We start from the raw sequence: 13909 nt of genomic DNA, 5'->3' as shown, positions 1-13909 counted from the left end.
GTGAGCAACGCAACCCAAACCGGGAGGAAAAGATGGCACATCTGGCCGCATCCTACACTTCGTTCGACACCTTTCTTGGCCGCGCCGAGGGCTTCTGGTCCGTCGACCTGACGGCCCTGAACAACTCGGGCGTGTCGGGCACCGCGATCCTGGCCCTGTCGACCGAGGACGACGGGACCCAATACCTGAACGTGGCCGTATCGGCCGAGGGGCTGACCGCAAACCAGGTCCACGCGCAGCACATCCACGGCACCTTTGACGAAGACGGCAACGTGACCAATGCCACGACGCCCACGCTGGCCGATGACGCGGACCGCGACGGCATGGTCGAGGTCTTCGAGGGCCTTCCTAAATACGGTGACATCCTGCTGTCGCTGGACAGCGCGGCGGGCGCCATGCCGACGGCGAATGCGGATGGCACGGTCAGCTTCGTGCAATCCTACAACCTTTCCGACCTGACCAACTTCCTCAGCCCGGTGTCGGGCGTGCAATACACCGCCGATGACCTGATGCCGCTGATCGCACGCGAGATCGTGCTGCACGGCGTGGACGTGCCGGACGGGATCGGCGAAGGCACCGACGGCGAAGTGGACGGTGGTACAAACGGCTACACCGGTATCCTGCCGGCCGCCGCGGGCGAGATCGAAGCCTCGAGCTACGCCGAGGCCGTGGCCCTGCTGGGCGCCCATGCCGAGCTGGCCGCCGAATTCGTCCAGCTTGACGGCGGGGCGAATGTCTTTGCCGGTGGGCTTGGTGACGACACGATCTACGGCTTTGCCGGCAACGACGAGCTGATGGGCGATGCGGACGGCGACGTGATCTACAGCGGCTCGGGCGACGACATGGCCTGGGGCGGCGCCGACAATGACACCGTCTACGGCGGTTCGGGCAATGACACGCTCGATGGAGGAGACGGCGATGACCGCGCCTGGGGTGGCGCCGGGGCCGATGCGCTCTGGGGCGGCAACGGCAATGACGAGATCCGCGGCATGACCGGCAACGACTACGCCGAGGGCGACGCGGGCGACGACGTGATCCTGGCCGGCGCCGGCGAAGACACCGTCTGGGGCGGCGAGGGCGATGACGTGATCGTCGGCGGCACCGGTTCGGACGAGCTGCACGGCGGGTCCGGCAAAGACGCCATCTATGGCGGGGCCGAGGCCGACGTGATCTACGGCAACGACGGGGATGACACGATCACCGGCGGGTCCGAGGATGACTTCATCTGGGGCGGCGACGGCGCCGACCGGTTCGCGCACGACGGCACCAGCTGGATGGGTACCGAGACCCTGCTGGACTTCGATACCGGCGAAGGCGACATGCTGTGGTTCACCGGCGCGGGTGCGGCTGCGGCCGACTTCTCGGTCATGGTGTCCGACATGGGGGTCGGCGATGCCGGCACCGATGATGCCGCGGTCATGTACGACGGCAACACCCTGTTCGTGATCGCCGATGGCGCGGCCTGGTCCTCGCTGAACATCGGGATCGACGGCAACACCTTCGACCTGCTGGCCTGATCCTCCTCCCGACAGGTCAACGGTGACAGGCGGGCGCCCCCTTGGGGGCGCCCGTTTTCGCGCGCGGCGTGCAGAAACGACGGATTTTGCCGCGAATCGCACTTTGCAGTAACGTTGCGGCAGGACAGCACATTGATTTCCTGATTTCCGGGGGGAGGCCCACCCATGCCCATCACGTTCACCGGCCCGCTTTACGAGACGACCTTTCAGCGCCTGATCGCATCGCTCTTTCACGATCCCGACTTCAGCTGGACCCCCGGTTTCGACAGCGGCACCGTCGCCTGGGCCGAATTCGGCAGCCGGGCCAACACGCACCTGCTGTTCTCGGGGCCGGACCTTCTGCTGGACGGGGACGAGGTCAGCGGATCGGTCACCAGCCTGACCTATTCCTTCCGCGGCCCGACCTCGACCCAGCCCTTCCAGGCGGTCCGGGCCACCGGGCTGGACATTCCAGACATCTCGGCGCTGCAACCGCTGATCGACGACCTGCCGCCGGGAGAGCCGGATTTCTCGGATTTCCCCACGGCCACCTTCTATGCCCTGTTCGACACCGACAGCGTCAGCACGGCCAGCTTTTCCGACTACGACGACCTGATCGAATGGTACATCGGGCCAACCGACGTAGAGACCCATGGCGGCGATGACGTCATCCTGCTGGGGTTGGGCGGCGGAGCGATCGACATGGGGCCAGGCAGCGAGGATGCCGTGGACGCGGTCAAGCTGCCGGGGCCGATCGACGTGGACCTGGCCGCGGGCAGCGGGTTCTCGGGCCCCGACGATTACACCTTCATCGGGGTCGAGGCGTTCTTTGGCACCAACCAGGCGGATGTGCTCAAGGGCGACGACGCCCGCAACCTGCTGTTCGGCCGGCTTGGCGCTGACCTGATCTCCGGGCGCGCCGGCGAGGACGAGCTGCACGGCGACAACGGAGAGGACACTCTCCAGGGCGGGCGAGAGAACGATACCCTTCATGGCGAGGACCATGCCGACAGTCTCGTTGGCGGCGACGGGTCGGACGTGCTGTATGGCGGGCGCGGTTGGGACACGCTCGACGGCGGTGGCGGGGTGGATGCCCTGGACCAAAGCCACGACGATACGTTGTACGGCCAGCTGGGCGACGATCAGCTGCGCGGCGGGATCGGCGCCGACCTGCTCGACGGCGGGGACGGGGCCGACAACCTGGCGGGAGAGCTGGGCAACGATACGCTCTATGGCGGCCACGGCACCGACATCCTTTACGGCGACGCGGGCATGGATCTGCTCTACGGCGGCTTCGGAGACGACACGCTCTGGGGGCTGGCCGACAACGACACGGCATATGGCGGGGACGGTAAGGACGAGGTGAGCGGCGGCGGCGGGGCGGACGCGCTCTACGGCGGCGCGGGCGGCGATTTCCTCAACGGCCTGGACGGCAGCGACATGGTCTACGGCGAGGGCGGGTCGGATGCGATCACCGGCGGGGCGGATGACGACACCGTCAGCGGCGGCGACGGCAATGACACGGTCTACGGCGGATCCGGCGCCGACCTGCTGTTCGGCGGCGACAACGCGGACCTCGTGCGTGGGCACCTGGGCGCGGATACGATGTTCGGCGGCAACGGCTTCGACACGCTCCAGGGCGGGATCGGCGCCGACGCGCTGACCGGCGGGTTCCATGGCGACAGCCTCGACGGCGGGTCGGGCAACGACACCCTTCTGGGCCAGCACGGGCGCGACAGCCTGTATGGCTGGTGGGGCGACGACTACCTGTCGGGCGGGATCGGCGATGACGTGCTGTCGGGCGGCGACAACCGCGACACGCTGGTCGGGGACGAAGGAGACGACGTGCTCGACGGCCTGCTGGGGCTCGACTCGCTCGACGGCGGCTTCGGCAACGACACGATCCGCGGCGGCGGTCACGATGACACGTTGATGGGCGATGCCGGGAACGACTTTCTGACCGGCGGCAGCGGGGCGGATGTCTTTATTTTCGACAGCCTGGACGAAGGCACAGACATCATCCTCGACTACGAGCGCGAGGTGGACACCATCCGGCTGACCGGCCAGTCCGCGCTGGACGTGACCCTGACCGAGATCAACGAGAGCGGCCAGTTCAGCTACGAGATCACCCACCTTGGCGGCTTCATCCTCGTGCTGACGGACGGCCAGCAGGTGCCGCTGGGCGAACTGGTCGATTTCACCTGACCGGGTCTCTCTGCAGTCGCACGGAAGTTTCTGCATCCGCTCGGTTATAAAATTACAAAATCCGACCTTTGATCTATTGCAAAATTGCGAAGCCGTCGGTATCTCCTGACGAACAGCGCGATTCTGCATCGCGGCATTTCTGGCAGGAGACCCAAGATGGCTTTGGACACGCATTCCGGCATTGCCCCCTACGAGGCGCCCGAGAAAGAGCTGTATGAACTGGGCGAGATGCCCCCGCTGGGCTACGTGCCCCCCAAGATGTACGCCTGGGCGATCCGTCGCGAGCGTCACGGGGAGCCCGAGACGAGCTTCCAGCAGGAGGTCGTCGACACCTGGCAGATCGACAGCCACGAGGTGCTGGTTCTCGTCATGGCGGCGGGCGTCAACTACAACGGCGTCTGGGCCGGTCTCGGCAAGCCGATCAGCCCCTTCGACGTGCACAAGCAGGATTATCACATCGCGGGCTCCGACGCCTCGGGGATCGTCTGGGCGGTCGGGGACAAGGTCAAGACCTGGAAGGTCGGCGACGAGGTCGTGATCCACTGCAACCAGGATGACGGCGACGACGAGGAATGCAACGGCGGCGACCCGATGTTCAGCCCCACCCAGCGGATCTGGGGCTACGAGACGGGCGACGGCAGCTTTGCCCAGTTCACCAAGGTGCAGGCGCAGCAGCTGATGCCGCGGCCCAAGCACCTGACCTGGGAAGAAAGCGCCTGCTACACGCTGACCCTGGCGACCGCCTACCGGATGCTGTTCGGCCACCACCCGCACGAGCTGCGGCCGGGCCAGAACGTGCTGGTCTGGGGCGCCTCGGGCGGCCTCGGCTCCTACGCGATCCAGCTGGCCAACACCGCCGGCGCCAACGCCATCGGCGTGATCTCGGACGAAAGCAAGCGCGACTTTGTCATGGCGCAGGGCGCCAAGGGGGTCATCAACCGCAAGGACTTCAACTGCTGGGGCCAACTACCGACGGTCAATTCGCCGGAATACAACGAGTGGCTCAAGGAGGCGCGCAAGTTCGGCAAGGCGATCTGGGACATCACCGGCAAGGGCGTCAGCGTCGACATGGTCTTCGAACACCCTGGCGAGGCGACCTTCCCCGTCTCCACGCTGGTTGTGAAAAAGGGCGGCATAGTCGTGATCTGCGCCGGCACCTCGGGGTTCAACTGCACCTTCGACGTGCGCTACATGTGGATGCACCAGAAGCGACTGCAGGGCTCGCACTTTGCCAACCTCAAGCAGGCGGCCTCGGCCAACCGGCTGATGGTCGAGCGACGGCTGGACCCCTGCATGTCCGAGGTCTTTGCCTGGAACGAGATTCCGCAGGCCCACACCAAGATGCTGCGCAACGAACACAAGCCCGGCAACATGGCCGTGCTGGTCCAAGCGCCCCGCACCGGGCTGCGCACCTTCGAGGACGCGCTCGAGGCCGGCCGGTCCTGAGCCCCTTCGTCATGCGATGACAGCGGCGCGCCCCCGGCGCGCCGTTTGCCGTTTCTACTGGATCGACAGGTCGAGGTTGAAATTCACCGTCTTGCCGGTGTCCGCGTCGTTGCCCATCAGGTAGACCCGGATCGTGTAAGTGCCGTCCTCGGGCAGGTCGATCCGCGCCACCCGGCCTTCGACCGAGCCGATGAAGATCGCCACGTTGTCGCTGCCCGGCGGCAGGATGTTGAAATAGGCGCTGCCATGGCCGTTGGTCTCGCCGGTGGTCAGCTCGGCGAACATCTCCTGGCCGGCGCGGGCGCCCAGCGTGTAATCGGCGTAACCCTGGCCGGTGACGGCCCCGGTGACCATGGTGCCGAAATTCCCGGCGGCGAACCGGACGGCCTGGCTCTCCTGCGCCGCAAGCGGGGCGGCGAGGCACAGGGCAAGGGCGGTGACATGGGCAAACCTCTGCATCGGAAGGCCTTTCTGCACGGGGCGGGTCGCGGTTCCACGGGCACAGCATGGCGCGAATCACGGCATCTTGGTAGCCCAAAGGTCCGGGCCGTGACGGGGGCCTTTGCAAATCAGCAGCTTGCAAAACCACCCCCTCGCTATTTCTGGGGATACAGAATTCGCGAATTTCTTAAGAAACTTGGTCGTGCTAAGATTGAGTTAACCATTCATTAACAACTGCTAACGAGACTCGCCATGACGCATGACTGGATACTGGACGTTCTCACGGACCTGCGCACCTTCGCGGAAAAGAACGATATGACCGCGCTGGCCGAGCAGTTGGATGATACGAAGATCGTGGCAGCTGTCGAGATCGCGTCCAAGTCGCAAGGGGCCGGGTTTGGACTGTTCGAGCACGACGACATCGCTGGAGGACATCCTCTCCCGTCTGGAGACGTCCCGGTCGCATGAGGATCTGAAGAACCGCATCCTCGAGCTGCGGGATTACTACGGCGTCGCGCACATGATCTACCACTGGGTCAGCGCGGCGGGGGAACAGACCGGCGTCGGCACCTACTCACGGGATTGGCTCGACCGCTACATCAAGAAAGGATACCTGCGTGTCGATCCGGTGATTGTCGGGTGTTATCAACGCTTTCACCCGGTCGACTGGAAGCGGCTCGACTGGTCGGGCCGCGCCGCCCGTGCCTTCCAGAAAGAGGCGATCGAGCACGGCGTCGGCAATCAGGGCTACTCGGTCCCGGTGCGCGGGCCGAACGGGCAGTTCGCCCTGTTCTCGGTCAGCCAGAATTGCGACGACGACGCCTGGGCGGCCTTCACCGAGGCGAACCGGCGCGACCTGATCCTGATCGCGCATTTCTTCAACCGCGCGGCGCTCGAGCTGGATCCGGACCGCCAGCCCGAGCCGACCCAGGCGCTGTCGCCGCGCGAGATCGAGACGATGACCCTGCTCGCGGTCGGCTATTCGCGCGCGCAGGTGGCCGAGACGCTGTCGATCTCTGAGCATACGCTCAGGGTCTATATCGAGAGCGCCCGCTTCAAGCTTGGGGCGCTCAACACCACCCACGCGGTGGCCCGCGCCATGAGCCGGGGCCTGATCGTGGTCTGAAACCGCCCCCGTTGCGCGAAAAGCGTTAACGGGTCGCGGCGCGTTGCTTGGCCGTTCTTTACCAGTTTGCGGACCTCATCGCTCCATCACCCCGGATGGAGACCGATCATGCTGCGCTTTCTGACCCAGGACGACCTGGCCCGCGACCCCGCCCTTGCCACCTCGATGTTCCGCCACCGGGCAGATCAGTTCCACCGCCGCCGCGGCTGGGCCGTGGATGTGAACGCGGCAGGCGAAGAGCGCGATCAATACGACGCGCAGGGGCCGCTCTACGTGATCTGGCAGGCGCCGGATGGCCGCCACGGCGGCTCCATGCGCCTCTTGCCGACCACGGGCCGGACCATGGTCAACGATCACTTCACCCACCTCCTGGGCGGCGGCACGATCTGCAGCCCGCTGATCTGGGAATGCACCCGCTTCTGCCTGGCCCCCGGCGCCCATCCGCGCGTGGCGGCGGCGCTGATGCTGGGCGGCGGGGTCTTCATGCAGGCCAGCGGCGTGCGCCATTTCGTTGGTGTCTTCGACGCGCCGATGACCCGCATCTACCGCCTGATCGGCGCGGAACCCGACGTGATGGGCGCCGAAGGCGCCGGCGCCGGCAAGACCAGCATCGGCCTCTGGACCTTCACCGAGGCCGACCGCGCCCGCGTCGCCCGCCGTGCCGGCATCGCACCCGAGACGGCCGCAGCCTGGTTCGCCCAGGATCGCGAGGCGCCGCGGGCCTTGATCGCCGCGGAATAGGGGGCGCTGCCCCCACCCGCCCCCTGGGCGGGCTCCCCCGGAGTTTAACGGCAAGATGAAGGGGGATCTTCCGCCCCGCTATCATCTTTCAGAAGTGCGCGCCGCAGTCCTGTCCACGGGCGCGCGCCCCTGCTTTCACTTTTCCCCAAATACTGTCGCCGAAGGCAGGCGTGCCCCCGGGCACGCAGTCTCGACAGGACAACGAGCGGCACGCCAGGCAGGCGAGAGGCCAGCCCCTCGCGCCCAAGGCGCGGCAACCGACCCTGCGCTCCCCGGGATAATCCTGGCAAGATGAAGGGCGGATCGGCGCCCCAATCTGCTGGTGCGTGCCGGGGGCTGGCTGTAGGGTCGCGGCATGGATTTGCCCGCGCTGACATTCTCCGACGACCAGGCCGAAGCCTATGACCGCGTGACCGAGATGTTGCGCGAGGCGGGCGTGGATCTTGACGACGGGATGACCGGCAGCCTGCGGCCCGGGCGCAGCCGTGTCATGGCGCTGACCGGCAAGGCGGGCTCGGGCAAGACGCTGCTGCTGGCCGAGCTGTGCAAGGCGCTCGAGGGGGCGGGGCTTGATATCGTGTCGGGCGATTACGAGAGCCGCAAGAAGAAGGACAGCCGCAGCGTGGCCGTGCTGGCGCCGACCAACAAGGCGGCTTTCGTGTTGCGGACGCGCGGCGTGCCGGCGACCACGATCCACCGGATCATCTACACCCCCGTCTACGACCCCGAGTACGAGCGGATCGCGGAATGGCTCATGGGCAACGGCGAGCGTCCCGAGATCGAGGGGCTGAGCGAGGAGGCGCTGGACCGCGCCCATGCGTTCTTCCAGACCAACCGCTCGATCCCCGGCGCGCTGGCCACAGCCGGCCTGCGCGGGTCGGATTTCATCACCGGATGGAAACGGCGGGACGAGCCGCTGGATATCGGGCTTGTGGATGAATCCTCGATGCTGGACGACCGCCAGTTCGAGGACCTGAAGGAGATCTTCCCGACCCTGATCCTGTTCGGCGATCCGGCCCAGTTGGCCCCGGTGAACCAGTCCGGCGGCATGGTCTTTGACAAGCTGCCCGCAGAGGCACGGATGGAGCTGCACCGCGTCCACCGCCAGGACGAGGACAACCCGATCCTCGACCTTGCCCATGCCCTCGCCGATCCGGCCGTCGATTTCCCGGATTTCGAGCGCATGGTCGAAGAGGCCGCCGCCCGCGATTCCCGCGTGGTCTGGGGCCAGCGGGTCGAAGTCGACCTGATGGCGCGCTCCCCCGTGCTGGTCTGGCGCAACGCCACGCGCATCCGCCTGATCAACGCCTTCCGCGCGGTCCATGGCGCGCCGGAAACCGAACTGTTGCCCGGCGAGCCGCTGATCTGCGACGGGATCGAACTGCCGCTCAAGCACCGCAAGAAGCGGCTCGACCTCGAGGCGCGGGGCCTGATCAAGGGCGCGCAGGTGATCTACCTGGGCGCTGGCCGCAAGCCCGGCTTTTCGCGCCTGCACGTGATCGGCGCCGAGGATCCGCGCGTCTCGGCCGCCTCGATCGTCAAGATCGAGAAGCCGGACGAGGAAGAACCCTTCATCCCCTTCGCCGCCCGCATGGGTGCCACCTTCCTGCATGGCGCCGCCGTCACGATCCACAAGGCGCAGGGCTCGCAATGGCCCGATGTGCAGGTCTTTGCCCCCGATCTTTACGCCGCCTGGCGCGCCGGGCGGAACGAGGCGGGCACGCCGCTGTGGAAACGCCTTGCCTATGTCGCTATCACCCGCGCGCAGGAGCGGCTGATCTGGGTCACGCGCAACCGCCTGTCGCGCCCGACCTACGAGCTGCGCACCGACGACCTGGTCGCCCCCGCCGCCACGCTGGTGCTCGAGGCCGAGGTCGAGACGGAGATCTGATCTTCCGAACTGCGGAACGCTTTCCCGAAAAAGTGACGCCGCGCCCTCACGTCAGCCGCCGATCCGCTTGCTCCGCCCGGATGCCCCGCGCATAGTCGGGCCGAGGAGAAGAGGGAGGACGCCACATGCTTGGCCAGATGATGCACCGGCCGCTGTCGATCATCGAGATCCTGCGGTTTGCCGCCGAGGCCCATGGCCCGGCCGAAATCGTGTCGGTGCGGACCGAGGGGGACATCCACCGCACCACCTATGCCGAGACCTACGGCCGCGTGGCGCAGCTGGCCCACGGGTTGGCGGGGCTGGGGATCGGGCAGGGCGACCGGGTCGCGACGCTGGCCTGGAACGGCTACCGGCATCTGGAGCTTTATTACGCCATCGCGGGTTACGGGGCGGTCTGCCACACGATCAACCCGCGCCTTTCAGCCGAGCAATTCCTCTACATCGTTAACCATGCCGAGGACCGGGTGCTGTTCCTCGACACCACCTTTGTCCCGCTGGTCGAGGCGCTGGCCGACCACCTGCCAAAGGGTCTCAAGCTGGTGCTGATGACGGACCGGGCGCATATGCCGGACAGCAAGCTCGACATGCTGTGCTACGAGGACCTGCTCGAAGGCCAGCCCACCACCTACGACTGGCCCGAGCTCGACGAGAACACGGCGGCCGCGCTCTGCTACACCTCGGGGACCACGGGCAACCCCAAGGGCGCGCTCTATTCCCATCGCTCGACCGTGCTGCACGCGCTGATGACGGCGGTGACGCTGCACACCTCGCTGCGCGAGGGCAACCGCATCCTGCCGGTTGTCCCGCTGTTCCACGTCAATGCCTGGGGGCTGCCCTACTCGGCGCCGCTGACGGGCGCCGCGCTGATCTTTCCGGGGCCGAAACTGGACGGCGCAAGCCTGTGGGACCTGATGGAGGCCGAAAAGGTCACCGCCGCCTGGGGCGTGCCGACCGTCTGGCAGGGCCTCCAGGCCGAGATCGCCAAGCGCGGCCGCAACCCCGAAGGCTTTGCCGAGGTGGTCGTCGGCGGCTCGGCCGCGCCGCGCTCGATGATCGAGAGTTTCGAGAAGTCGGGCGTCAACGTCTGCCACGCCTGGGGCATGACCGAGATGTCGCCCATCGGTACCCATGGCCTCTTGTCGAAATACCACGAGGACCTGCCCTTCGATCAGAAGATGAAGCTGAAGTCGCTGCAGGGCCGCCGAGTCTTTGGCGTCGACCTCAAGATCACCGACGAGGCGGGCAATCCGCTGCCTCATGACGGAAAATCTCAGGGTGAGCTTTTCGTACGCGGCAACGCCATCATCTCGGGCTATTTCAAGAATGCCGAGGCGACCGAGGCGGCGATGGACGCGGACGGCTGGTTCGGCACCGGCGACATCGCCACGATCGCGCCCGACGGGTTCCTCGTGCTGCGCGACCGGTCCAAGGACCTGATCAAGTCGGGGGGCGAGTGGATCTCGTCCATCGACCTCGAGAACATCGTCATGGCGCATCCGAAGGTGTCGAGCTGCGCCGTCATCGCCATCCCGCACCCCAAGTGGGACGAACGCCCGCTGCTGGTCGTCGTGCCGGCCGGCGAGGACAAGCCGACCAAGGACGAGCTGGACGAGATGCTGCTGGAACATGTCGCCCGTTGGCAATTGCCCGACGCGCTGGAATTCGTGGAGGCGCTGCCGCTGACCGCGACGGGCAAGGTGTCGAAACTGACCCTGCGCCAGCAGTTCGAAGGATACAAACTGCCCGACATGGGCTGACATCAAGGGAGGAAGACCCATGGACCTGGGCATGACCGAGCGGGTGCGCCCGCTTGTCGAGAAAGTGCGTGCAATGGTTGCCGACGAGATCGCGCCGCTGGACACCGAATTCCACGCGCTGGTGGGCACGCATCCCAGCGGCGACCGCTTCAAGCACGTGCCGCGGCAGTTGGAAATCCTTGACGGGCTGAAAGCCACGGCGCGGGAACGCGGCCTGTGGAACTTCTGGCTGACCGACAGCGACCGGGGCTATGGCCTCTCGACCGTGGAATACGCCTACCTGGCCGAGGAAATGGGCAAGGTCGGCATCGCCGCCGAGGTCTTCAACTGCTCGGCCCCAGACACCGGCAACATGGAGGTGCTGGAACGCTACGGCACCGAGGCGCACAAGGACCGCTGGCTGGGCCGGCTGCTGGCGGGAGAGATCCGCTCGGCCTACGTGATGACGGAACCCGGGCTGGCTTCGTCCGACGCCGCGCAGCTGAGCTTCGAGGCGAAACGCGACGGCGACGACTGGGTGCTGAACGGCGAGAAATGGTGGATCTCAGGCGCCGGCGATCCGCGTTGCGGCGTCTACATCGTCATGGCCTGCACCGACCCGGAGGCGCCCAAGCATGCGCGCCACACCATGTTCGCCATGGACGCGGACACACCCGGCGTCGAGATCCTGCGCCCGATGGAAGTCTTCGGCCATGACGACGCGCCCCACGGCCACATGCACATGCGCTTCACCAACGTGCGCCTGAAGGCCGATGCGGTAATCCTCGGGGAAGGTCGCGGCTTCGAGGTCGCCCAGGGCCGCCTCGGGCCCGGCCGCATCCACCATTGCATGCGCGCCATCGGCCAGGCCGAAAGCGCGCTCGAGATGATGTGCCGCCGAGGCCTGTCGCGCGAAGCCTTCGGCAAGCGGTTGACGGAACTCGGCGCGAATTACGACATCATCGCAAATTGCCGGATGGAGATCGAGATGGCCCGCCTGCTCTGCCTCAAGGCAGCCTGGATGATGGATTCCGCGGGGGTGAAGGCGGCGCAACCCTGGATCTCCAAGATCAAGGTGGTGGCCCCGCTGATGGCCGGCAAGGTGATCGACCAGGCGATGCAACTGCACGGCGCAGCCGGGATCAGCCAGGACTTCAAGCTCGCGCACATGTGGACCCACGTCCGCACCCTGCGCTTTGCCGACGGCCCCGACGCCGTCCACCGCCGCCAGGTCGCGCGCGCCGAGTTGAAGAAATACACCAACGCGCAGACCTGAGCGGGGCGGCTTGTAAGAGGACAGGTGCGAGGGGACGGCCCCTCGCACCGCAAGCGTGGCAGATTTCAAACGAGGGGCTCTGCCCCTCGCGCTCCCCGAGGTATTTGGAAAACAATGAAGGGCAGGAGCGTCTGATCTTCATTGTTTCAGAAATACCTCGGGGGAGGCGCCTTTGGCGCCTGGGGGCAGCGCCCCCACACGGCGCGCCTTGGCGCGCTGACGAGGCATGCGCGGTACGCGCTTTCTGCTGGATCAGGTCCGACAACGAAAAACGCCGCCCCGGTTAGGGCGGCGTTCTTCTGTCCCCGGTCTCGTGACCGGCGGGCCGGCGCTTCGATCAGAAGCCCAGGCCTTCGTATTTCTTCTTGAACTTCGTCACGCGGCCGCCGGAATCCAGCAGGCGCGAGTTGCCACCGGTCCAGGCCGGGTGCACGGTCGGGTCGATGTCAAGCGACATGGTGTCGCCTTCCTTGCCCCAGGTGGATCGCATCTTCAGGATGTCGCCGTTGGTCAGCTTGACGTCGATGAAGTGGTAGTCGGGATGGATATCCTTTTTCATCTCGTCTCTCCTCAGGCCGGGGTCTTGTTGGTCAGCGGACGGTAGTTCGTCTTCTCGGCGATACGGGCCGATTTGCCGCGACGCGAGCGCAGGTAGTAGAGCTTGGCGCGACGCACCTTGCCGCGACGGACCACCTCGATCGAGTCGATGTTGGTCGAGTAGAGCGGGAATACGCGCTCCACGCCTTCACCGAACGAAATCTTGCGGACCGTGAACGAGCCGGCGATGCCCTTGCCGTTCTTGCGCGAGATGCAGACGCCTTCGTAGGCCTGCACGCGGGTCCGGGTGCCTTCGGTCACCTTGTAGCCGACGCGCACGGTGTCGCCCGGCTTGAAGTCGGGGATGTCTTTCCCCAGCGAGGCGATCTGTTCCGCCTCGAGTTGTGCGATCAGGTCCATGCCGATCACTCCTATCGTTGCTCACGGTTTTCCCGTGAAGATGTCGCGCGGTCCCAGAGCTCCTGGTCTTCTTCCGGGTCCGGCCATGTGCCGCCCGCCGGAGTTCGGCCCGTCGTTGTCTTTGATTGCGGCCTCGGCCGCGCCACCTGTCCCTGCCCGCCGCGGTCGAAGAAAACCAGGGTGCCAAAGACAAATGGGTCCGGACGACTCAGGCGAGCCCCGGACGCGCGGTGTTTAGGGGAAAGGCGTGCGTGGATCAAGCCCTTCCGGCCCGGGACGGGGCCCCGGGCCCGGGCCGGGTCAGCCGATCACCTCGCCCAGCTGGATCTGCGCCGGGGAATTGGTGAAGTTCGGGATGTCCCCCACGACCGGCGCCGAGTTGGCCAGCGCGGCCGAACGGGCGGCGTCATCGGCGAAGATCAGCGTCGCGATGGCGTGGAAGGGCGCGTCCTCGGCGCCGCGCGTGACCATCGTGCCTTCCATATGGGGCCCGAAATGTTCGCCGACCAGCGCGAAATGCTGTCCCAGGTAATAGTCGAAGTCGAATGTCGTGCCTTCCGCGCGCGGATAGGCGACCTGTACGGTAACGCTCAT

General features: G+C 66.4%; 13 protein-coding genes. 9 read left to right on the top strand and 4 right to left on the bottom strand.

The window, feature by feature from the left end; translation table 11 throughout:
- Nucleotides 1–32: 32 nt before the first annotated feature.
- The 3 genes from MF270_RS05615 (at nt 33) to ccrA (ending at nt 5147) form a co-directional block, all read left to right on the top strand.
- The gene (locus MF270_RS05615; RefSeq protein WP_238364888.1) at nt 33–1517 is read left to right on the top strand and encodes a calcium-binding protein; all 1485 of its coding nucleotides are present in this window, start codon (nt 33–35) and stop codon (nt 1515–1517) included.
- Nucleotides 1518–1682: 165 nt separating this feature from the next.
- Nucleotides 1683–3701 carry a calcium-binding protein gene (locus tag MF270_RS05610; protein ID WP_238364887.1) on the top strand — a complete coding sequence of 673 codons (2019 nt, stop codon included), beginning with the start codon at nt 1683–1685 and terminating at the stop codon, nt 3699–3701.
- Between the two features lie 156 nt (nt 3702–3857).
- A complete protein-coding gene (gene ccrA, locus MF270_RS05605) occupies nt 3858–5147 on the top strand; it encodes a crotonyl-CoA carboxylase/reductase (RefSeq protein ID WP_238364886.1) in 1290 nt (429 codons plus the stop codon).
- A 54-nt stretch (nt 5148–5201) separates the two neighbouring features.
- Here ccrA and MF270_RS05600 read toward each other — a convergent pair whose 3' ends face one another.
- On the bottom strand, nt 5202–5606 hold the full coding sequence (locus MF270_RS05600) for a hypothetical protein (RefSeq protein ID WP_238364885.1): 405 nt from the start codon (nt 5604–5606) through the stop codon (nt 5202–5204).
- 234 nt (nt 5607–5840) lie between these two features.
- On the opposite strand from MF270_RS05600, the gene MF270_RS05595 reads away from it, so the two are divergent.
- From MF270_RS05595 to MF270_RS05570, 6 genes are all read left to right on the top strand, one after another.
- The gene (locus tag MF270_RS05595; RefSeq protein ID WP_238364884.1) at nt 5841–6056 is read left to right on the top strand and encodes a hypothetical protein; all 216 of its coding nucleotides are present in this window, start codon (nt 5841–5843) and stop codon (nt 6054–6056) included.
- On the top strand, nt 5986–6714 hold the full coding sequence (locus MF270_RS05590) for a helix-turn-helix transcriptional regulator (RefSeq protein WP_238364883.1): 729 nt from the start codon (nt 5986–5988) through the stop codon (nt 6712–6714). Before MF270_RS05595 ends, MF270_RS05590 begins: the two co-directional genes overlap by 71 nt.
- 108 nt (nt 6715–6822) lie before the next feature.
- Nucleotides 6823–7455, top strand: coding sequence for an acyl-homoserine-lactone synthase (locus MF270_RS05585; protein ID WP_238364882.1), 633 nt, complete (start codon nt 6823–6825; stop codon nt 7453–7455).
- 355 nt (nt 7456–7810) lie between these two features.
- Nucleotides 7811–9346 carry an ATP-dependent DNA helicase gene (locus MF270_RS05580; protein ID WP_238364881.1) on the top strand — a complete coding sequence of 512 codons (1536 nt, stop codon included), beginning with the start codon at nt 7811–7813 and terminating at the stop codon, nt 9344–9346.
- 125 nt (nt 9347–9471) lie between these two features.
- The gene (locus tag MF270_RS05575) at nt 9472–11103 is read left to right on the top strand and encodes a long-chain-fatty-acid--CoA ligase (RefSeq protein WP_238364880.1); all 1632 of its coding nucleotides are present in this window, start codon (nt 9472–9474) and stop codon (nt 11101–11103) included.
- Nucleotides 11104–11122: 19 nt separating this feature from the next.
- The gene (locus tag MF270_RS05570) at nt 11123–12358 is read left to right on the top strand and encodes an acyl-CoA dehydrogenase family protein (RefSeq protein WP_238364879.1); all 1236 of its coding nucleotides are present in this window, start codon (nt 11123–11125) and stop codon (nt 12356–12358) included.
- Between the two features lie 337 nt (nt 12359–12695).
- Here MF270_RS05570 and rpmE read toward each other — a convergent pair whose 3' ends face one another.
- The 3 genes from rpmE to MF270_RS05555 form a co-directional block, all read right to left on the bottom strand.
- Nucleotides 12696–12917 (bottom strand): 50S ribosomal protein L31, encoded by a 222-nt coding sequence (gene rpmE / locus MF270_RS05565; RefSeq protein WP_238364878.1) that lies wholly within the window; start codon nt 12915–12917, stop codon nt 12696–12698.
- 11 nt (nt 12918–12928) lie between these two features.
- Nucleotides 12929–13315: a 50S ribosomal protein L19 gene (rplS, locus tag MF270_RS05560; RefSeq protein WP_238364877.1), complete on the bottom strand. Its 387-nt coding sequence runs from the start codon at nt 13313–13315 to the stop codon at nt 12929–12931.
- Nucleotides 13316–13615: 300 nt separating this feature from the next.
- Nucleotides 13616–13909, bottom strand: a complete 294-nt coding sequence (locus MF270_RS05555) for an EthD family reductase (protein WP_238364876.1) — start codon at nt 13907–13909, stop codon at nt 13616–13618.

This window comes from Mesobacterium pallidum (assembly GCF_019966535.1).
In the GTDB taxonomy this organism is placed as follows: Bacteria; Pseudomonadota; Alphaproteobacteria; order Rhodobacterales; family Rhodobacteraceae; genus Mesobacterium; species Mesobacterium pallidum.
Note: the sequence above shows the minus strand (reverse complement) of the source record. Positions and strands in the feature narration are given on the sequence as shown.

Bases quoted from the DNA above. Each gene is read 5' to 3' on its own strand.
- MF270_RS05600 (WP_238364885.1), bottom strand. From the start codon at position 5,606: ATGCAGAGGTTTGCCCATGTCACCGCCCTTGCCCTGTGCCTCGCCGCC.
- MF270_RS05595 (WP_238364884.1), top strand. From the start codon at position 5,841: ATGACGCATGACTGGATACTGGACGTTCTCACGGACCTGCGCACCTTC.
- MF270_RS05610 (WP_238364887.1), top strand. From the start codon at position 1,683: ATGCCCATCACGTTCACCGGCCCGCTTTACGAGACGACCTTTCAGCGC.
- rplS (WP_238364877.1), bottom strand. From the start codon at position 13,315: ATGGACCTGATCGCACAACTCGAGGCGGAACAGATCGCCTCGCTGGGG.
- MF270_RS05570 (WP_238364879.1), top strand. From the start codon at position 11,123: ATGGACCTGGGCATGACCGAGCGGGTGCGCCCGCTTGTCGAGAAAGTG.
- rpmE (WP_238364878.1), bottom strand. From the start codon at position 12,917: ATGAAAAAGGATATCCATCCCGACTACCACTTCATCGACGTCAAGCTG.
- ccrA (WP_238364886.1), top strand. From the start codon at position 3,858: ATGGCTTTGGACACGCATTCCGGCATTGCCCCCTACGAGGCGCCCGAG.
- MF270_RS05615 (WP_238364888.1), top strand. From the start codon at position 33: ATGGCACATCTGGCCGCATCCTACACTTCGTTCGACACCTTTCTTGGC.
- MF270_RS05555 (WP_238364876.1), bottom strand. From the start codon at position 13,909: ATGAGCGTTACCGTACAGGTCGCCTATCCGCGCGCGGAAGGCACGACA.
- MF270_RS05575 (WP_238364880.1), top strand. From the start codon at position 9,472: ATGCTTGGCCAGATGATGCACCGGCCGCTGTCGATCATCGAGATCCTG.
- MF270_RS05585 (WP_238364882.1), top strand. From the start codon at position 6,823: ATGCTGCGCTTTCTGACCCAGGACGACCTGGCCCGCGACCCCGCCCTT.
- MF270_RS05580 (WP_238364881.1), top strand. From the start codon at position 7,811: ATGGATTTGCCCGCGCTGACATTCTCCGACGACCAGGCCGAAGCCTAT.